The 17,187-nt window shown below is 73.5% G+C and carries 22 protein-coding genes; 9 read left to right on the top strand and 13 right to left on the bottom strand.

Features of this window, described 5'->3' with window-relative positions:
• The 3 genes from ABZ807_RS28245 to ABZ807_RS28235 all read left to right on the top strand — a co-directional run.
• A partial coding sequence (locus ABZ807_RS28245; RefSeq protein WP_357164362.1) for a zinc ribbon domain-containing protein occupies positions 1-255 on the top strand: 255 nt, incomplete at its 5' end.
• 15 nt (positions 256-270) lie between these two features.
• Complete coding sequence (locus tag ABZ807_RS28240) at positions 271-525, top strand: DUF6457 domain-containing protein (RefSeq protein WP_357164359.1); 255 nt, start codon at positions 271-273, stop codon at positions 523-525.
• Between the two features lie 91 nt (positions 526-616).
• Positions 617-1,726, top strand: a complete 1,110-nt coding sequence (locus ABZ807_RS28235) for a hypothetical protein (RefSeq protein WP_357164356.1) — start codon at positions 617-619, stop codon at positions 1,724-1,726.
• Between the two features lie 55 nt (positions 1,727-1,781).
• Here ABZ807_RS28235 and ABZ807_RS28230 read toward each other — a convergent pair whose 3' ends face one another.
• Both ABZ807_RS28230 and ABZ807_RS28225 read right to left on the bottom strand, forming a co-directional pair.
• Positions 1,782-2,738: a zinc-binding dehydrogenase gene (locus tag ABZ807_RS28230; protein WP_357164353.1), complete on the bottom strand. Its 957-nt coding sequence runs from the start codon at positions 2,736-2,738 to the stop codon at positions 1,782-1,784.
• Between the two features lie 66 nt (positions 2,739-2,804).
• On the bottom strand, positions 2,805-3,263 hold the full coding sequence (locus ABZ807_RS28225) for an Lrp/AsnC family transcriptional regulator (RefSeq protein WP_357164350.1): 459 nt from the start codon (positions 3,261-3,263) through the stop codon (positions 2,805-2,807).
• Positions 3,264-3,322: 59 nt separating this feature from the next.
• On the opposite strand from ABZ807_RS28225, the gene ddaH reads away from it, so the two are divergent.
• Positions 3,323-4,156 carry a dimethylargininase gene (gene ddaH, locus ABZ807_RS28220; RefSeq protein WP_357164347.1) on the top strand — a complete coding sequence of 278 codons (834 nt, stop codon included), beginning with the start codon at positions 3,323-3,325 and terminating at the stop codon, positions 4,154-4,156.
• 73 nt (positions 4,157-4,229) lie between these two features.
• Here ddaH and ABZ807_RS28215 read toward each other — a convergent pair whose 3' ends face one another.
• Both ABZ807_RS28215 and ABZ807_RS28210 read right to left on the bottom strand, forming a co-directional pair.
• Positions 4,230-5,447: an ABC transporter substrate-binding protein gene (locus tag ABZ807_RS28215; protein ID WP_357164344.1), complete on the bottom strand. Its 1,218-nt coding sequence runs from the start codon at positions 5,445-5,447 to the stop codon at positions 4,230-4,232.
• A 77-nt stretch (positions 5,448-5,524) separates the two neighbouring features.
• A complete protein-coding gene (locus ABZ807_RS28210) occupies positions 5,525-6,322 on the bottom strand; it encodes an alpha/beta hydrolase (protein ID WP_357164341.1) in 798 nt (265 codons plus the stop codon).
• A gap of 80 nt (positions 6,323-6,402) precedes the next feature.
• On the opposite strand from ABZ807_RS28210, the gene ABZ807_RS28205 reads away from it, so the two are divergent.
• Complete coding sequence (locus ABZ807_RS28205; RefSeq protein ID WP_357164338.1) at positions 6,403-7,005, top strand: bacterial proteasome activator family protein; 603 nt, start codon at positions 6,403-6,405, stop codon at positions 7,003-7,005.
• Positions 7,006-7,018: 13 nt separating this feature from the next.
• On the opposite strand, the gene ABZ807_RS28200 is transcribed toward ABZ807_RS28205, so the two are convergent.
• The 3 genes from ABZ807_RS28200 to ABZ807_RS28190 all read right to left on the bottom strand — a co-directional run bounded on the left by ABZ807_RS28200 (position 7,019) and on the right by ABZ807_RS28190 (position 9,570).
• Complete coding sequence (locus ABZ807_RS28200) at positions 7,019-7,831, bottom strand: HAD family hydrolase (RefSeq protein ID WP_357164335.1); 813 nt, start codon at positions 7,829-7,831, stop codon at positions 7,019-7,021.
• Positions 7,831-8,652, bottom strand: a complete 822-nt coding sequence (locus tag ABZ807_RS28195) for a Cof-type HAD-IIB family hydrolase (RefSeq protein ID WP_357164332.1) — start codon at positions 8,650-8,652, stop codon at positions 7,831-7,833. The genes ABZ807_RS28200 and ABZ807_RS28195 overlap by 1 nt, the downstream gene beginning before the upstream one ends.
• A 198-nt stretch (positions 8,653-8,850) precedes the next feature.
• On the bottom strand, positions 8,851-9,570 hold the full coding sequence (locus ABZ807_RS28190) for a hypothetical protein (protein WP_357164329.1): 720 nt from the start codon (positions 9,568-9,570) through the stop codon (positions 8,851-8,853).
• Positions 9,571-9,700: 130 nt separating this feature from the next.
• Here ABZ807_RS28190 and ABZ807_RS28185 point away from each other — a divergent pair, with 130 nt between their 5' ends.
• From ABZ807_RS28185 to ABZ807_RS28175, 3 genes are all read left to right on the top strand, one after another.
• Positions 9,701-10,132 carry an OsmC family protein gene (locus ABZ807_RS28185; protein WP_357164326.1) on the top strand — a complete coding sequence of 144 codons (432 nt, stop codon included), beginning with the start codon at positions 9,701-9,703 and terminating at the stop codon, positions 10,130-10,132.
• 102 nt (positions 10,133-10,234) lie between these two features.
• Positions 10,235-10,594, top strand: coding sequence for a metallopeptidase family protein (locus ABZ807_RS28180; protein ID WP_357164323.1), 360 nt, complete (start codon positions 10,235-10,237; stop codon positions 10,592-10,594).
• 92 nt (positions 10,595-10,686) lie between these two features.
• A complete protein-coding gene (locus tag ABZ807_RS28175; RefSeq protein ID WP_357164320.1) occupies positions 10,687-11,415 on the top strand; it encodes an AIM24 family protein in 729 nt (242 codons plus the stop codon).
• A 40-nt stretch (positions 11,416-11,455) separates the two neighbouring features.
• On the opposite strand, the gene pheA is transcribed toward ABZ807_RS28175, so the two are convergent.
• The 5 genes from pheA to ABZ807_RS28150 form a co-directional block, all read right to left on the bottom strand.
• Positions 11,456-12,412: a prephenate dehydratase gene (gene pheA / locus ABZ807_RS28170; RefSeq protein WP_357164317.1), complete on the bottom strand. Its 957-nt coding sequence runs from the start codon at positions 12,410-12,412 to the stop codon at positions 11,456-11,458.
• A 10-nt stretch (positions 12,413-12,422) separates the two neighbouring features.
• Positions 12,423-12,920, bottom strand: coding sequence for a hypothetical protein (locus ABZ807_RS28165; RefSeq protein ID WP_357164371.1), 498 nt, complete (start codon positions 12,918-12,920; stop codon positions 12,423-12,425).
• Between the two features lie 138 nt (positions 12,921-13,058).
• Positions 13,059-13,448, bottom strand: a complete 390-nt coding sequence (locus tag ABZ807_RS28160) for an ACT domain-containing protein (RefSeq protein WP_357164314.1) — start codon at positions 13,446-13,448, stop codon at positions 13,059-13,061.
• A gap of 75 nt (positions 13,449-13,523) precedes the next feature.
• Positions 13,524-13,982, bottom strand: a complete 459-nt coding sequence (locus tag ABZ807_RS28155) for a PAS domain-containing protein (protein WP_357164311.1) — start codon at positions 13,980-13,982, stop codon at positions 13,524-13,526.
• 185 nt (positions 13,983-14,167) lie between these two features.
• Complete coding sequence (locus tag ABZ807_RS28150; RefSeq protein ID WP_357164308.1) at positions 14,168-14,905, bottom strand: hypothetical protein; 738 nt, start codon at positions 14,903-14,905, stop codon at positions 14,168-14,170.
• 163 nt (positions 14,906-15,068) lie between these two features.
• Here ABZ807_RS28150 and ABZ807_RS28145 point away from each other — a divergent pair, with 163 nt between their 5' ends.
• Positions 15,069-16,280, top strand: coding sequence for an arginine deiminase (locus ABZ807_RS28145; protein ID WP_357164305.1), 1,212 nt, complete (start codon positions 15,069-15,071; stop codon positions 16,278-16,280).
• A 12-nt stretch (positions 16,281-16,292) separates the two neighbouring features.
• On the opposite strand, the gene ABZ807_RS28140 is transcribed toward ABZ807_RS28145, so the two are convergent.
• Positions 16,293-17,177, bottom strand: a complete 885-nt coding sequence (locus tag ABZ807_RS28140) for a DUF5926 family protein (RefSeq protein WP_357164300.1) — start codon at positions 17,175-17,177, stop codon at positions 16,293-16,295.
• Positions 17,178-17,187: the final 10 nt, after the last annotated feature.

Here is a 17,187-nt window from a genome sequence, read left to right as displayed (position 1 = left end):
CGTAGCGGGGACCGGTTTCACTGCACCCGGTGCGGGGTGGTGTGGCAGGCCGACGTGAACGCCGCGATCAACATCCTGCAGCGAGCCGGTGATCCTGACATCACCCTGCACACTCCGCACCAGCGGGTGAAGCAGATCTTGCAGAACCGAACCGATCGCCACCGGACCAGACTGCCGGTCCAGGACTCCAGCGCGGCCACCACGGCCGGGCGGAGAGCGAATTATCCGAACCGCTCAACAATGAGCAAAAAGTAGGAAGCAGTGGACGCGATGACGGTGATGGACGACTGGGTCACGGCGGCCTGCGCCGAACTGGGGCTGGACCCGGCCGAGGTGCCGGTCTCGATGGTGCTCGGCCTGGCCGGGGACGTCGCCCACCAGGTGCTGCGACCGGGCGCGCCGGTCAGCGCGTACCTGGTCGGGGTGGCGGTCGGGCGCGGCGCCGATCCGGCGGACGCGGTCGCACGGCTGACCGGCCTGGCCGGGACCTGGCCGGTGGAGCTGGGTGGCGACCGCCCCGACTGAGCCGCACCGGCCGTGTTGTCCGATCCCGGCCGCGGTGGATTCGATCCCGGGTGGGCCTGGGTAGGGTGACCTTGACGGGACGGAGGCGATCATGACGGCAGAGCACCCCTCGAAGCCGACCGGTGATCAGCCCGGCGGTTCGCCGGAGCAGCACGAGTCGATCCTGCTGGACGAGCCGACCACGGCCGACCTGCGGGCCAAGGTGACCGAGGCGTGGCGGGAGTTCGCCCGGGCGCTGGCCGAGCGGCTGTCCGCACTGCCCACCGGGGCGCACGTCGAGCTGACCCTCGATCCGACGGCGTCCGGCACCGGCGACGCCGTCTACTCGATCAGCGTGAACGTGGGCGACGGGGGTCGGATCTCCGCGCGGGCGGTCGGCAACGCCACCCTGCCGCCGGGCTACCGGCTGGACCGGGCCGCCGTCGCTGACATGATCGCCTTGGGCTGGTCGCCCCCCGGGGTGCTGGAGGGCTCCCGCCAGCAGTTCGGCCTGGAGGGCTCGACCGGCGACCCCAGCAAGCTGGCCGCGCTGCTCTCCCGCACCCTGCGCGACGTCTACGGCGCTCCGCACCCGGCCTTCCTGGTCTACCTGGTGCACGACGCCGAGGGGGAGCCGCTGCCGGTCGAACCGCTGGGCACCGCGCGCAGCGAGTTCGGCCCGGACCTCGACGTCGAGGCGGACCTCGACGAGGCGCTGGCCGTCGCCGCGAGCGCGCAGCAGGGCGAGGGCGACGACGTGCTGGCGCTGGAGGACCGGGTCCGCACCGTCGTGTCGACCATGCTCAAGTCGAAGTCCGATCAGATCCAGGTGGACTCGGACGGCGACATCAACATCCGCGCCGGCTCGGCGATGGTGTTCGTCCGGGTACGGGACAGCCCGCCCCTGGTCGACGTCTTCTCCCCGGTGCTCACCGAGGTGGAGCCGACCGAGCGCCTGTACGTGAAGCTCTCCGAGCTGACCAACCGGATGCCGATCGGCCGGCTCTACTGCGCCGACGACACCGTCTGGGCCTCCATCCCGGTCTTCGGCCGCAACTTCCAGGCCACCCACCTGATGCTGGCGGTGCAGGTGATGACCGGGCTGGCCGACGAGCTGGACGACCGGCTGCACGGCGAGTTCGGCGGCAAGCGGTTCTTCGGCGAGGGCGACAAGCCGAGCCGGCCGGCGGAGTCCGAGCACCGGACGGGCATGTACCTCTGACACCCCCGCGCCGCGCGGCGGGTGCGTGGGCGCGGTCAGGGGGCCGCCGCTCCGGTCAGCCGACGTCGAGCAGGGTCTTGCCGACGGTGACCCGCGACTGCATGGCGGCGTGCGCCTCGGCGGCCCGCTCCAGCGGGAACCGCTGCCCGATCCGCGGGCGCAGCCGCCCGGCCGCGCCCTCGGCCAAGGCCCGCGCGGTGAGCGCGCGCAGCTCGTCGGGGCCGGCGGCCGGTCGCAGCAGGGTCACCCCGCGCGCCGTGGCGGTCGCCTCCGGCACGTCGGTCCAGCTGCCGCTGGCCAGCCCGAAGCTGACCATCCGGCCACCGGGGTCGAGCAGGTCGAACGCCGTACGGCCCACCCCGCCGCCGACGCCGTCGAAGACGACGTCCACCCCGCCGGTGGCGGCGCGTACCCGGTCGGCCCAGTCCGGCTCGCGGTAGTCGATCACGACGTCGGCGCCGGCGGCCCGCACCAGGTCGGTCTTGCGGGCGCCGCCGGCGAGCGCCACCACCCGTGCTCCCGCCCGCGCGGCGAGCTGGACCAGCAGGCCGCCCACCCCGCCGGCGGCCGCCTCGACCAGCACGCGTTCCCCGGCGCGCGGCGCGGCCGCGCCGGTCAGCAGCAGCGCGGTCCGGCCGTCGGCGAGCAACGCCACCGCCTCGTCCAGCGCCAGTCCGTCCGGCACCTCGACCGGCGTGGCCCGGTCCACCACGACCCGCTCGGCGTACCCGCCGGAGCCGCCGGTGCCGCTGACCACCCGCCGGCCGACGAGCCCGGGATCCACCTCCGGGCCGACCGCGCCGATCACACCGCCGACCCCGTTGCCGGGGATCACCGGCAACGGGCCGCGGAACGGCCCGAACCCGGTGGCCCGGAACATCGTCTCGACGAAGGTGAGGTTGACGTGTGCCACCTCGATCAGGACCTGCCCCGGCCCGGGCGTCGGGTCGGGTGCCGTTCCCGGCACCAGCACCTCCGGCCCGCCGAACTTCCGCAGCCACACCGCCCGCACGGTCCCCCCTCACGTCGTCGTCCGGCACAGTCGACGACATGAAGCCAGGTTGAGGTCAAGCGCGGGTCAGCCGGTGGACGGGCCGACGCCGGGGGACTCGACCAGGCGGGAGAGCACGATGGTGCTCCGGGTGGAGGTCACGAACGACTCCGCCCGCAGCCGCTCCAGTGCCTCCTCCAGGTGGGCGATGTCGGCGGCCCGCAGGTGCACCAGGGCGTCGGCCTCGCCGGAGACGGTGTACGCCCCGACCACCTCCGGGTGCCGGCGGGCGGCCACCCCGATCTGCGCGGGGGTGGTCCGGCCGGCGCAGAAGAGCTCGACGAAGGCCTCGGTGGTCCAGCCGACGGCGGCCGGGTCGACCACTGCGGTGAAGCCCCGGATCACCCCGGCGGAGCGGAGCCGGTCGACGCGTCTCTTGACCGCCGGAGCGGAGAGTGACACCCGGATGCCGATGTCGGCGTACGACGCGCGGGCGTCCGCCACGAGCAACGCAATGATTCGCTGGTCGACCGCGTCTATCTGCAACGTTCCGCCTTCACAAAGCAAGAGTTGTGGCTGTTACCAAAGTTCTAAGCTACCTACTCTTGGTCACCGTGAACCAGCAGCGAGTCCCGCGAAAGCGGACATATCTCATGTGCTCGCCCGGGCATTTCGCCGTCGAGTACGCGATCAACCCGTGGATGGACGTCACCACCGCCGTCGACGCGGAGCTGGCGGTCAAGCAGTGGGACCGGCTGCGCGAGACGCTGGTCGGTCTGGGCCACGAGGTGCACCTGCTCACCCCCGAGGCCGGGCTGCCGGACATGGTCTACGCCGCCAACGGCGCCTTCGTGGTGGACGGGACGGCCTACGGCGCCCAGTTCAAGCACGAGCAGCGCGCCGCCGAGGCGGCCGCCCACCGGGCGTTCTACGAGTCGCAGGGCTGGCGGTTCATCGCGCCGAGCGAGACGAACGAGGGCGAGGGCGACTTCGCGTACCTGCCGGAGGCGCACGGCGGGCTGGTCCTCGCCGGCCACGGCTTCCGTACCGAGCTGCCGGCGCACGCCGAGGCGCAGGAGGCGCTCGGCCGGCCGGTGGTGTCGCTGCGCCTGGTCGACCCGCGCTTCTACCACCTCGACGTGGCGCTCGCCTCGATCGACGACGAGAACATCGTCTACTTCCCGGGCGCCTTCTCGGCGGCCAGCCAGAAGGTGCTCGCCCAGCTCTTCCCGGACGCGGTGGTCGCGGACGACGAGGACGCGATGGCCTTCGGCCTGAACCTGGTCAGCGACGGGCTCAACGTCGTGCTCAACAGCGAGGCGACCCGGCTGGCCGGCAAGCTCAAGGCGGCTGGCTACCACCCGGTCCCGGTCGAGCTGGCCGAGCTGAAGAAGGGCGGCGGCAGCGTGAAGTGCTGCATCGCCGAGCTGCGCCACTGACGCCGGCACGACGTACGCGAGGGCCGGTCTCCCCGCGGGGAGACCGGCCCTCGCGGCGTACGGGCCCGGCGGCTCAGCCGAGCGTGGCGATCTCGTTGATCATGACGTTGGACAGCAGCCGCCCGTCGAACTGGACCGTCCGCAGGTACCACCGCTGCTGCGGCGTGCGGGGCTGGTTGAACTGCCACACCCCGCGCGGGCTGTCGATCTGGCCGATCTTGCCGAGGGCCAGGTTGACCTGCTGCGGGTTCGGTTCCGCCCCGGCGATCCGGATCGCCTTGTCGAGCACCTGCGCGGCGTCGTACGAGGCCATCGCGTAGGTGCTGGGGGAGACGTTGAACGTCTTGCGGTACGCGGAGGCGAAGACCCGGTTGGCGTTGTTGTTCAGGTCCGCGGAGTAGTTCGACACGGTGTGGATCGGGCCGGGCAGCATGGCGTCGGCGCCGTCCGCCAGCACTCCGCGCAGTTCGTCGAGCACGGTGCCCTCGGTGAGGAAGCCGGGCGCGTAGATCGGCCCGGTGTAGGCCGGGTGGGTCCGGCGCAGCTGCCGGATGAACTGGATCGCGGCTGTGCCGGAGAAGTGGCAGAAGATCGCGGTGGGCTTGCGGTTGAGCGCCTTCCGGATGTCGGAGGCGTACGAGTTCTCGCCCGGGTTGCCGGCGGCGCCCGTCCAGACCGGCCCGCCGGCGAGCCGCGGGTCGTCGACGCCGAAGCCCTGGCGGAAGCCCTGCACGACGTCGAGGCTGCCCTCCGGCGCGATGATCACCACCCGGCTGCTGGCGGGCAGCCGCTGCTTCAGGTACGCCCCGAGCGCCCGGCCCGGCTCGTCCAGCACGTACGAGGTGCGCCAGATGTAGACCACGCTCTGGAGGCTGACCGGCGAGGCGTTCGACCCGATCAGCGGCACCCGGGCCTCCTCCACGATGTCCCGGATGCCGGACATCACCGTCGGGTTGACCACCCCGGTGAGGGCGAGCACGCCCTGCTTGAGCAGGTCGTTGACGGCGGCCTGGCCGGTCTTGGCGCTGTCGCCCTCGTCGGCCTTGACCAGGGTCACCGGGTGCCCGCCGAGGCGCTGCCCGTGGGCGGCGAGGTAGAGCTCGAAGCCGTTGACGATGTCCTCGCCGATGGTCTTGCCGGAGCCTCTGTTGGGAGCGACGAGACCGATCTTGATCGGGGAGCCCGCCGCGGCCGATTCGCCCTCGTCGTCCGTGCCGCAGCCGGCGACCAGCCCGGTGGTACCGAGCGCGGCCAGCAGCTGCAGGGCACGCCTGCGGTTCATCTGCGACACCGAAATCCTCCCGGGAGCGTTGCCGGGCGTCACCGCCCCCTCGGCGTTCTACCCGGTTGGCGACGCTGCGTCAATGGCTATTGATCTTTGTGCAGCGACTGCAACGCATCCCTGACCCGCCGCCATGCCGCCGAATCCGGGTCGATGAGCCCGTAGTGCTCGCATTCCGGCAGCTCAACGAGGCTGACGTCGGATCCCACCGCCCGGGCCGCGGCGGCGTACCCCCGGCTGACGGTGACCGGCACGTGGCGGTCCCGGACCCCGTGCACGATCACGGTGCGTGTCCGCATAGGCACCAACGCCCGTGGATCGGCTGCCGCGTACCGGTCCGGGTACTCCGCCGGGCCGCCGCCGAGCAGCGCGGCCACCGCCCCCGCGTCCAGGTCCAGCCGGTACGCCTCGGCGAGGTCGGCGACCGGGGCCAGCGCCAGCACCCCGCGTACGGCGGCCGGGGCGTGCGCCGCCGCGTAGAGCGCGAGGTGCCCGCCGGCCGAGTGCCCGAGCAGCAGCGGCGGCCCGGCGGCCACCCGGCCGGGCAGGGCGCGGGCCGCCAGCTCGGGCAGCGCCGCCACCCCGGCCAGCACGTCGGTGAGGGTGCCCGGCCAGCCGCCGCCGGGTTGTCCGGTCCGGCGGTACTCCAGCTGGGCCACCGGCCAGCCCAGCGCGGCCAGCGCCGCGGCCAGTGGGCCGGTGTGGGTCCGGTCGTACTCGGCGCGCCAGAAGCCCCCGTGCAGCACCGCGACCAGCGGCCGGGCCGGGCCGTCCCCGGCGGGGCGGCGCAGGTCGACGATCTGGTCGGGGTGGTCGCCGTAGGCGACGGTCCGGTCGGGGGCCGGAGCGGGACGGGTGAGCACGGCGCGTGGGTCGGCGGGCATGTCGGCGACGGTAGCGCGACCGCCACCGGCCGGGGGTCGTGACCGGTCCCAATGCGTGCGGCTCGCCGGCGTGGGTAAAGATGGGTGCCATGACCGAAGCGCACTCCGCTGGACAGAACGACGAGCCGGGCCGCGAGGGCGCCGGACACTCGGGCACCGTGGTGGTGGTCGGCCCGGACGGCCGCCCGGTCGGCACCGTGCAGACCGACGAGGCGGCGGGCGAGGACCCGACCCGTCTGGTCGAGCAGCCGGCCAAGGTGATGCGGATCGGCAGCATGATCAAGCAGCTGCTGGAGGAGGTCAAGTCCGCCCCGCTGGACGACGCCAGCCGGCACCGGATGCGGGAGATCCACGAGCGGTCGATCGTCGAGCTCAAGGAGGGCCTCGCCCCCGAGCTGCGCGAGGAGCTGGAGCGGATCTCGCTGCCCTTCACCGAGGAGAAGGCGCCCAGCGAGGGCGAGCTGCGCATCGCCCACGCCCAGCTCGTCGGCTGGCTGGAGGGACTGTTCCACGGCATCCAGGCCGCGCTGGTCGCCCAGCAGATGGCCGCCCGGGTGCAGCTGGAGCAGATGCGCTCCGGCCGGCAGGCCCTGCCCAGCGGCCCAGGCGGGATCGTGCCCGGCATGCCCGGCATCGGCCAGCCGCAGGGCGGCGAGGCGCACCAGACCGGCCAGTACCTCTGACCGTCCGGTCCGCTCAGCCCACCCCGAAGACCTTCTCCAGGTACGCCGCCACGCCGTCCTCCGAGTTCGCCGCGGTCACCTCGTCGGCGATCTCCAGGACGGCGGGGTGCGCGTTGGCCACCGCCACCGCCCGACCGGCCCAGGTCAGCATCGGCACGTCGTTGGGCATGTCGCCGAACGCGAGCACGTCCCGCTCGTCCACGCCGAGCCGGGCGGCGTACCAGGCCAGCCCGGCCGCCTTGGTCACCCCGGCGGCGGAGATCTCCACCAGCCCGGTGTACGACGAGTGCGTCGCCTCGGCCAGCCCCTGCAGCGCGCCGGCCACCACCCGGACGAAGACGTCCGGGTCCTGCTCCCCCGCGCGGGCCAGCAGCTTCACCGCCGGCACGGAGAGCAGCTCCTCCGGTGACTCGACGGCCCGGATGGCGTCGTGGTCGGGGTCCCAGCGCAGCGGGTAGTGCGCCTCGTGCCGCATCTGCCGGCTGTCGCCGATCTCCACCGCGAAGCTCACCTCGGGCACCGCCGCGCGCAGCCGGCGAGCCACCTCGGCGAGCAGTTCCGGGGCGAGGGGGTCGGCTCGTAGCACCTCGTCGGCGACCGGGTCGTACACCACCGCGCCGTTGGCGCAGATCGCCGGCAGCGGGGCGGCGAGCTGGTCGTACACGAGCTGGAGCCAGCGGATCGGGCGGCCGGTGACCAGCACGACCGGCGTGCCCTGCGCGCAGATCCGCTGCAGCACCGCCGCGGTACGCGCGCTGAGCGTCCGGTCGTCGGCGAGCAGGGTGCCGTCGATGTCGGTCGCAACCAGTCGGGGTGTCTCTCCCATCACCGGGACAGTAGTCGGTCCAGGTAGACCGCGACCCCGTCGTCGTCGTTGCGCAGCGTCACCTCGTCGGCGGCGGCCCGGACCTCGGGGTGCGCGTTGGAGACGGCCACCCGGCCCCAGCCGGCCCAGCCGAACATCGGCAGGTCGTTGGGCATGTCCCCGAAGACCAGCACCTCCGCCGGGTCGACGCCGAGCTGCTCGGCCACCACGCTGAGCCCGGTGGCCTTGTCCACCCCCGGCGGGCAGATCTCGACGAAGCCCAGGCCGGCCTGGGTGAGCGTGGCCACCTGCGGCGGGACGATCCGGCGGGCGGTGGCCAGCAGCTCGTCCACGTGGTGGTCAGCGGTCCGGACGAACGCCTTGATCACGTCGCAGGAGAGGCACTCGGCGCGGCTGCGCGCCTCGAACCGGTCCTGGTACGGCCAGCTCGGGTGGTAGTCGCCCCAGAGCGGGGCGTCGTGCTCGTCGGACGCCTCGACCATCACGGTCATCGGCCCGACCTGGGTTTCCAGGTCGGCCAGCAGCCGGGCCAGTACCTCGCCGGGCAGCCGCTCGTCCCGCAGCACCACCGGGCCCGCCGGGTCGCTCTGGTCCACCACGCATCCGCCGCCGGCCATCACCAGGAAGTCGGCGGCGCGGATGTCGTTGCGGGTGAGTTCCTTGAGCCGGGGGCCGCGGCCGGTGGCGCCGACCACCGGGATACCGGCGGCCCGCACCCGGTCGAGCACCTGGTGGGTGTACGCGGACACGGTCTCGTCGCTGCGGACGAGCGTGCCGTCGAGATCGGTGGCGATCAGCTTGGGCAGGCCCGGGCGGATCATGGTTCCTCCTTCGCCCGCCGCCGTCGCAGCCAGCCGTTCGGTCATCGGCGCCTCGACCCGGAGTGACGGCGGGCAGCAACCGTACCTCGCGGTACCGGTCCCGACCATGGCGTTCCGGCGAATCCGGGCCCAACGCCCGGTGACGCCGTGCCCGGTGCCGGCGGCGTCACGTCACCGGCACAACCGGGCGGGTGGCGGTCAACCGGCCGACTCTCGGCGGGCGAACGGGACGGCCGGCGCGACGGTGAGGTCGGCGGGCGCGGGAGGCCAATCGTCCCCCGCCCGGCCGGGCCGGCGGAACTCGTCCGCCTCCGGTTCCGTGTCCTCGTCCGCCTCCGGCTGGTCGGCCGGCTGCCGGCCGGCGAGCTGGAGCGCGGCCCCGACCAGCGCGGTCGCCACGAAGGCCATCACCAGTCCCCGCCCGTAGACCACCTGGAAGCCGTCCTGGGACGAGTAGAACAGGGCCCGCTGCCCGGAGTCGTCCAGCGAGAAGGCGGTCGCTGTCAGCAGCGCCAGCAGCGCGCCGGCCACGGCGAGACCCGTCACCCGCGCCTCCCGGCGGACGGCCGGGCCCCCGCGCAGGGCCAGCGCCGCCGCGGCGGCGAGCAGCAGCAGCCCCATCAGGTACGCGACCCCGAAGCTGCCGACCTCGGCCACCCCGCCGGGTACCCGGACACTGACGTTGCCCTCCGGCCCCCCGTTCGGCAGCGTCATCACCAGCCACTCACCGACCAGGGAGGCCATCGCCGCGACCGCCCCGAGGGCGGTCAGCACCGGGGGTAGCCGGCGGTCCCGGGCCAGCCCGCCGAGGGAGCGGGTCCACCGTCCGGCCGGGACGGTGGACGGGGCGCCCCACTCGACGACGCTCGTGCCGTCAGAGCGGTCGTTTGGTCGGGGGACGGGGAGATCCTGGGACATCGGCCACCTTCCGCCGTCGCGGGCCTGAACCGCATCATGACACGCCCGGCGGCACCGGCTGGGGTACGACGTGGGCGCGGGTCCACCCGGTCGGTCGCCCGGCGGTGCGGTTTCGGTTAGCGTCGGGTGCATGCCTATCCGTACCGCTTCCGCACGTTGGCAGGGCGACCTCACCGAGGGGTCCGGGACCGTCCGCACCGGCAAGGGCGGGCTTGAGGGGAACTACTCCTTCAAGTCTCGTTTCGAGGAGGGCGAGGGGACCAACCCCGAGGAGCTGATCGGCGCCGCCCACGCCGGCTGCTTCTCGATGGCGCTCTCCAAGCAGCTCGCCGACGCCGGCGCGACCGGCACCTCGGTGGAGACCACCGCCAAGGTCCACTTCGACAAGACCGACGCGGGCATGACCGTGACCCGGATCGACCTGGAGACCGTCGGCCAGGTGCCGGGCATGGACGAGGCCCAGTTCACCAAGCTGGCCGAGGCCGCCAAGGAGAATTGCCCGATCTCGCGGCTGCTCTCCCCGGGCGCCCAGATCAGCCTCACCGCCCGCGTGGCCTCCTGACCTCGATCGTCGCTGCCGCACGCCATGAAAGGGTGCCGGACCGGCACCCTTCCGCGGCTCCGTACGGATCTTGACGGGCTGCGGCGCCCGGCGTCGGGGACAATGGGGGGCGTGGCGGTCGAGATGAGCCGGGAACGCTTCGAGGAGCTGGTCGGGGAGGCCCTCGACGAGGTACCCGAGGAGCTGCTCGGGCTGATGAGCAACGTGGTGATCCTGGTCGAGGACGACCCGCCGCCCGGCGAGGACCTGCTCGGCCTCTACGAGGGGCACGCGCTCACCGACCGGGGGTGGGACTACTCCGGCGTCTTGCCGGACCGGATCCTCATCTACCGGCACCCGATTCTGCGCATCTGCGACACGGAGGACGACGTGGTCGACGAGGTGGCGGTGACCGTGGTCCACGAGATCGCCCACCATTTCGGCATCGACGACGACCGGCTGCACGCGCTGGGCTGGGGCTGACCGGCCCCGCTCGGCCGATTTCGCTTGGCCGATTTCGCCGGTTGCGCTGGTCACCTACCCTCCGGTGAGACACCCGAATCAGGAGGAAATCGATGCGCAGCGCGCTGTTCTCCGCGGAGAACCTCGAGAAGGAGTCCGCCCAGCCCGGCATGCGGCTGCAGAACTCCAAGATGCTGAAGATCGAGCTCAACGGCGAGGCCATGGCCCGCGTCGGCTCGATGGTCGCCTACCAGGGGCAGGTGCAGTTCCAGGCGCTCGGCTCCGGTGGCATCGGCAAGTTCATCAAGCAGCGCCTGACCGGGGAGGGTGTGCCGCTGATGAAGCTCAGCGGCCAGGGCGACGTCTTCCTCGCCGAGCTGAGCAAGGACGTGCACCTCATCGACCTGGAGCCGGGCGACGCCCTCTCCATCAACGGCTCCAGCGTGCTGGCCTTCGACTCGACCCTCTCGTACGACATCAAGATGGTCGGCGGCGCCGGCATGGCCTCGTCGTCCGGGCTGTTCAACTGTGTCTTCAGCGGCCACGGCCGGATCGCCATCACCACCAACGGCACCCCGGTGGTGCTCAACGTCGACGCGCCCACCTACGTCGACCCGCAGGCCGCGGTCTGCTGGTCGGCCAACCTCCAGACCGGCTACCACCGCGCGGAGCAGCTCGGCCTGGGCACGCTGCTCGGCCGCAGCACCGGCGAGGCGTTCACGATGAGCTTCGCCGGCCAGGGCTTCGTGGTGGTGCAGCCCTCCGAGGAGCCGCCCGTCAGGGGCAGCGGCACCCAGCAGCAACAGCAGCAGGGTGGCCTGCTCGGCGGCCTGCTCAGCTGACCGGATCGGCGGGGCACCCGGCGCGGGCTGCTCCGCCGGGTCAGCTCAGCTCGCCGGCCCGCAGCCGGGCCAGCCAGGCCGCCGCGTCGGCGTAGTCGGTGTCGGAGAGCCCGGCGGGCGCCGGGACCGGCCGCTCAGCCACCCCGTCGGCCCAGCGGTGCCGGGGGTACGACCCGAGGAAGCGCACGTCGGCGCAGACCCGGCGCAGCCCCTGCAACGCCTCGCCCATCCGTACGTCCGCGACGTGCCCGGTGCAGTCGAGGAAGAAGACGTACCGGCCCAGGGCCTCGCCGGTCGGGCGGGACTCGATCCGGGTCAGGTTGACCCCGCGTACGGCCAGCTCCATCAGCACCGAGAGCAGGGCGCCCACCCGGTCGTGGGCGATGTAGACGGCCAGCGAGGTGACGTCGTCCCCGGTCGGGGGCGGCGGCGGGCCGGGGCGGGACACCAGCGCGAAGCGGGTCACCGCGTCGGGATGGTCGGCGATCTTGTCGGCGAGCACCGCCAGCCGGTGCCGGGTGGCCCCGATCGGGGCGCAGATCGCCGCGTCGTACTCGCCGGCCGCCGCGCCGGCCGCCGCCGCGCCGTTGGAGAGCACGTCGACCACCATCGCGTCGGGCAGGTGGTCGCGCAGCCAGTTCCGGCACTGGGTGGAGGCCTGCGGGTGGGCCGCCACGCTGCGCACCGCGCCCAGCGTCGTGCCGGGGCGGGCGCCGAGCACGAACTCCACCGGCAGGATCACCTCCCGGGTGATCACCACCGGGTCCCCCTCGGCCAGCTCGTCCAGGGTCACCCCGACCGCGCCGCCGATCGAGTTCTCCAGCGGCACCAGGGCCGCGTCGGCCTCCCCCGCCCGTACGTTGTCCAGCGCCTCGCCGACGCTGCGTGCCGGCGTACGGCTGCCGTGCTCGGCGGCGGGCACCGTACGCAGCGCCTGCTCGGCGAAGGTGCCCTCGGGGCCGAGGTAGACGAAACGGGTCGGTGGGGTACCGGGCATGTCGACCAGCCTACGCACCGGGCACCGGGCCCGTGCCGGCGTCGCAGGCCAAGGTCCGGATGCCGGGCGGCGCGACGGTGCGCACCTCGATCGAGCAGACGTCCGTCCCGGCGGTGACCAGCCGCAGCGCGGCGGACTCGGTGCGGGTGACCACCTGGAGCTCCTCGTGCCCGGCCACCGCGAACACGGTGTACTGCCAGTCGGCCGCGCACAGCGGCCCCGCGGTGGCCTTCACCGACACGTCCCGGGGGAGCACCCGGCCGCGCAGCAGGTCCACCACCCGGTCGGCGGAGGGACGGCCGGCGCATGCGACGGCGACCAGGCCGGGCGTGGGGCTGGGCGTCGGCGCGATGTCCGGCGGCGGGGTCACCGGTGGGGCGGCGGTCGGTGCCGCGGGGGTGACGAGCGCCGGCCGGGAGGTGGTGGCCGGCGCGGGGGCGCGTCGTTCCGGCGGGGCGCCGCAGGCGGCGAGGGGCAGGACGGCAACCAGGGCGCCGGTGACGACCAGCCGGCGGGGCGGGGTGCGGTGCGGTGCGTCAGGTGGCACGGACCGGTCCTCAGGGGGATGAAGCCTTGGTGGCATCGGGTCATGGTGGCCGAGGGGTGGCCGAGCCCATCGTAGGAGGATCGGGCGGCGCGGTGAAGGTCAGCGCAGCACCCGGTGCCCGGCCCGTTCCAGCGCGGCGGTCGCCGCGCCGAGGCGTACCGCGGGGACCAGCACGTGGTCGGTGTCGTAGGTGGAGAACGCGACCACGTTGACCCGGGCCTCGGCGAGCGGGTCGACCAGGGAGGCGAGGGTGCCGGTGACCGCGAGGTCGAGCGGCCCGACGACGCGTAGGCACCGCCAGTCGGTCTCCACGTCCGCCTCGGCGGGTGCCCGGGCGGCGGGGCAGATGACCGAGATCCCGTCGGCCGTCCAGCTCACCGTGACCACGTCCGCGACGCCGGGCTCGGCCCACAGAGCGGGGGGCAGGGGGGTGTCGGCGGCCAGCCGGCACACGGCGTACTCCCCCGGGAGCAGGGCGACATCGAGCATGAGGGCACCTTACGGCGTCGGTGAGGGCCCGCCCCAGCACCGCGACGTGCGGCGCCCGCCACACCTCACCGCAGGTCAGATCTCGGAGAAGAAGGTGAGTGAGCCGGCGACCGAGCCGTCGGTGAGCACCGGGGTGGAGATGGCGTCCACGGTGGCGTCGGGCGCGTCCTGGCTGGCGGGCCGGACCCGCAGCAGGCCACGGGCCAGCCGGCCGGAGTGCAGCGCCAGCAGCGGCGGGATCTTGTCGGTCTCCTGCTCGGTCAGCTCGCCCCGGGCGGCGGTGAAGTCGAGCAGCCGCAGGCCGCCCTCCAGCAGCGGCAGGCCCACCAGGTCCTCCGGGGCGCCCAGGCAGAGCAGCCGGCAGCCGGACGACGAGATGGCCACGACCCGGGTGTCCGCGTCGATCAGCAGGCAGGGCTCCTCGGCGTGGGAGACCATGGCGGACCACTGGCCGACGGTGTCGAAACCCGGCTCTGTCGGTGTTCGCGGCGCTGACGCGAACACTTCCGAGAGCGAGAGTTCGACGTGGGCCACCGAGCCTCCTATGTACACCGACGTTCTGTCCACGCTAGCCGGTCGTCGCGACGGTCGCTGTGCCGCGCCGGTGCCACCGGCCGCCGGTGACGATCGGATGCCCGGACTGCCTAGGGTGGCCGGCGACGGCGCGGACCGGCGGGTGCCCTCGGTGAACCCTCGGCCGCGTGGCGTCGTCGGTGACGTTACCGGCGGGCGGCGGGCTTGTCAGCGGCCGTTCGGCCCTCGTCGTACCACCGGTAGTCGGCGGCGGGACGGTACGTGCCGTTGAGCCACGTCTGCGGCTGCTGTGCGACCCGGGACAGCTTCTCGGCGGTGGCCGGGCTGATCCGGTTGCCGCCGGCGACGAGGAGCCGGTCCAGTTCCCGGTGGGTGGCCATGAGGCAGTCCTTGGGCAGGCCGTACACGCTGATGACGCCGGAGCCGACGAAGGTCAGCACCGGCGTCACCGGGATCGGCAGCCCGACCGCGTCGGAGAGCGCCCTGCTCGCCCGCTTGGCGTCCCGCCGGGCCTCGGCCACGTACGGCGGTCGCTTGCCGTTGATCTGGACCACGTCTCCGGCGACCAGCACCCGGGCGCGCCCGTGGTCGACGATGCTCACCGCGAATAGCCCGCTCGGGCCGATGGCGAGGAATCCGGCCCGGTCGTCCTGCCTGCGGTCGAGCAGCACGTCGACGGCGTCCGTACGCGGCCACTCGATGACGTGCCAGGCGGGGCCCAGGTGGTCGAGCTGACCGAGTGCGCGCGCACCGGCGGCCTCCAACCGACGCGCGCCCCGTTCCGCCCGGCGGCGGCGGGCCCACTCCAACGGGTTCGGACGGGCCGGCTCCAGCGCCGACGGCGCTTCGGCCCGGGGGTGCGGCACCGCCACGGGCGGCAGTGCCCGGGCGGGTGCGGCTCGACGAGCGGGAAAGACAGTCATCGCGACCTCCGGCAAAAGGTCCCTCGAAGTTATGTCCTCGCTACCCTACGTTGCAATCCCGGGGGTACGGCAAGTTGGAGCGCCGGAATGAGTGCGGATGAATGCCATATTCATCCGCACTTCTTTCCGTGAACACTCTTCGCACCTGCCCTACGCTGCGAGGGTGACGCACTACGTGGACAGCGAGGTCGGTCGGCTCGGCACGGTGCTGCTGCACCGCCCGGGGCCCGAGCTGGCCCGGCTCACCCCCCGCAACAACGACTCGTTGCTCTTCGACGCTATCCCATGGGTGGGACGTGCGCAGGAGGAGCACGACGCCTTCGCGGCGGCGCTGCGCGAGCGCGGCGTGGAGGTGCTCTATCTCGCCACCCTGCTCGCCGAGACCCTGGCCGTCCCCGACGCGCGCGTCGAACTGACCGAACAGGTGCTCCGTTCGCCACGGCTGGGCGACACCCTGCGCCGCCGGGTCGCCGACCACCTCGCCTACCTGGACCCGGCGGCGCTCGCCGACGTGCTCATCGCCGGGCTCGCCCACGAGGAGGTACGGGTCAGCCCGGAACGCCCCGGCGGACTGGTGTGGACGCTGATGGACCGGCACGACTTCGTCATCGACCCGCTGCCCAACCTGCTCTTCACCCGCGACTCGGCACTGTGGATCGGCGACCGGGTCGGGGTCACCAGCCTCGCCATGCCGGCGCGCCGGCGGGAGAGCACGCTGACCGGTGCCATCTACCGCCACCACCCGCGCTTCGTCGGCACCGAGTTCGTCTACCACCCCGAGCTGGAGCACCTGGAGGGCGGCGACGTACTGCTGCTCGCCCCCGGCGTGCTCGCGGTCGGGGTGGGTGAGCGGACCACCCCGGCTGGCGCGGAGCGGCTGGCGCGGCAGGTCTTCGCCGCCGAGCTGGCACACACCATCCTGGTGGTGCCGATCGCCCAGGAGCGCGCCACCATGCACCTGGACACGGTCTGCACCATGGTCGACGTCGACGCGGTGCTGATGTACCCGAACATCGCCAGCAGCCTGTCGGCGTACACCGTGATCGCCGGGTCGGACGGCGAGCCGCAGGTGGACGGGCCCTCGCCGTTCCTGCGGGCCGCCGCCGACGCGATGGACCTCGACCAGCTCCGGGTGATCGACACCGGGCTGGACCCGGTCACCGCCGAACGCGAGCAGTGGGACGACGGCAACAACACCCTCGCCCTGGCGCCCCGGCTCTGCGTCGGCTACGAGCGCAACACCGAGACCAACGCCCAGCTCGAACGGGCCGGCATCGAGGTCATCCCGATCGCTGGTTCCGAGCTGGGCTCCGGGCGGGGCGGCCCGCGCTGCATGTCCTGCCCGCTGGTCCGTGAGCCACTGCGGCCCGCCTGACCCGCGTGCGTGTCAGCGCAGGGTGAGCTGGCGGCCGAGCAGGCCCTGGCGGGCCCGCCGCCCGGCGGCGTCCAGCGGCTCCTTCTCCTCCAGCACCTCGGCGTACCGCTCGGCGAAGCCGGTCACCGGTGCCTCCCAGTCGGCGGCCGGGACGTCCTCGGGCAGGTCCCAGACCGGCACCAGCCGGCCGTGCGCGCGGAACATGCCAGCGAAGCGGGTGCCCTCGCCGAGGGTCAGGGTGCCGGCGGCGGAGAGCCGGGACAGTGCGTCCAGCGCGGCGTCCTCGTCCTCCGGCAGCACCCAGCGCACGTGCGCCTTCTCCGGCACCTGGCACCAGTAGGCGGCCCGGGCGGCGGCGAGCCGTACGGTCGGGTAGATCGCCGCGTTCGCCCGCTCCAGCGAGGCCTGCACCGTCGGGTCGTCGGCCGCGCCCGGGTCGAGCCAGAACTCGAAACCGTCGTGCATGCTGATCTCCAGCGGGCCGTCCACCAGGATGTCCTGCAGGCGCGGGCCCGGACCCGGCAGCGGCGGCACCGTCACCTGGCCGCCCGGCTCGGTGCGCAGCGCGCAGAGCAGCGCCTCGGCCAGATCGCGGGAGACGTCACCGGACTGCTGGTGCCGCTGCAACCCGATGAAGACCCGCCCGTCCGGCTTCGTCATCGCCGGGGCGGCCATCGGCAGCACGGTGGCGAGGGTGACCGGGCGGTCGCCGTACTCCTCGACCAGCTCCGGGGTGAGCCGCAGCGGCGCGGAGGCGGCCGGCACCAGCTCGCGCAGGGCGATCCACTCCGGCTCGTCCGCCAGCCCCGCGAAGGGACGGGGGACGAAGATGTCGCGGACCTTCTCCCGGCGGGGAGTCGCTTCGACGGCGCGCTGGTTCTTTCGACGCTTGCTCACGGCGAGACAG

Source organism: Micromonospora sp. NPDC047548 (assembly GCF_040642975.1).
Classification (GTDB): Bacteria; Actinomycetota; Actinomycetes; order Mycobacteriales; family Micromonosporaceae; genus Micromonospora.
Note: the sequence above shows the minus strand (reverse complement) of the source record. Positions and strands in the feature narration are given on the sequence as shown.

Bases quoted from the DNA above. Each gene is read 5' to 3' on its own strand.
- ABZ807_RS28240 (WP_357164359.1), top strand. From the start codon at position 271: ATGACGGTGATGGACGACTGGGTCACGGCGGCCTGCGCCGAACTGGGG.
- ABZ807_RS28235 (WP_357164356.1), top strand. From the start codon at position 617: ATGACGGCAGAGCACCCCTCGAAGCCGACCGGTGATCAGCCCGGCGGT.
- ABZ807_RS28210 (WP_357164341.1), bottom strand. From the start codon at position 6,322: ATGCCCGCCGACCCACGCGCCGTGCTCACCCGTCCCGCTCCGGCCCCC.
- ABZ807_RS28205 (WP_357164338.1), top strand. From the start codon at position 6,403: ATGGGTGCCATGACCGAAGCGCACTCCGCTGGACAGAACGACGAGCCG.
- ABZ807_RS28200 (WP_357164335.1), bottom strand. From the start codon at position 7,831: ATGGGAGAGACACCCCGACTGGTTGCGACCGACATCGACGGCACCCTG.
- ABZ807_RS28195 (WP_357164332.1), bottom strand. From the start codon at position 8,652: ATGATCCGCCCGGGCCTGCCCAAGCTGATCGCCACCGATCTCGACGGC.
- ABZ807_RS28190 (WP_357164329.1), bottom strand. From the start codon at position 9,570: ATGTCCCAGGATCTCCCCGTCCCCCGACCAAACGACCGCTCTGACGGC.
- ABZ807_RS28185 (WP_357164326.1), top strand. From the start codon at position 9,701: ATGCCTATCCGTACCGCTTCCGCACGTTGGCAGGGCGACCTCACCGAG.
- ABZ807_RS28180 (WP_357164323.1), top strand. From the start codon at position 10,235: ATGGGGGGCGTGGCGGTCGAGATGAGCCGGGAACGCTTCGAGGAGCTG.
- ABZ807_RS28175 (WP_357164320.1), top strand. From the start codon at position 10,687: ATGCGCAGCGCGCTGTTCTCCGCGGAGAACCTCGAGAAGGAGTCCGCC.
- pheA (WP_357164317.1), bottom strand. From the start codon at position 12,412: ATGCCCGGTACCCCACCGACCCGTTTCGTCTACCTCGGCCCCGAGGGC.
- ABZ807_RS28160 (WP_357164314.1), bottom strand. From the start codon at position 13,448: ATGCTCGATGTCGCCCTGCTCCCGGGGGAGTACGCCGTGTGCCGGCTG.
- ABZ807_RS28150 (WP_357164308.1), bottom strand. From the start codon at position 14,905: ATGACTGTCTTTCCCGCTCGTCGAGCCGCACCCGCCCGGGCACTGCCG.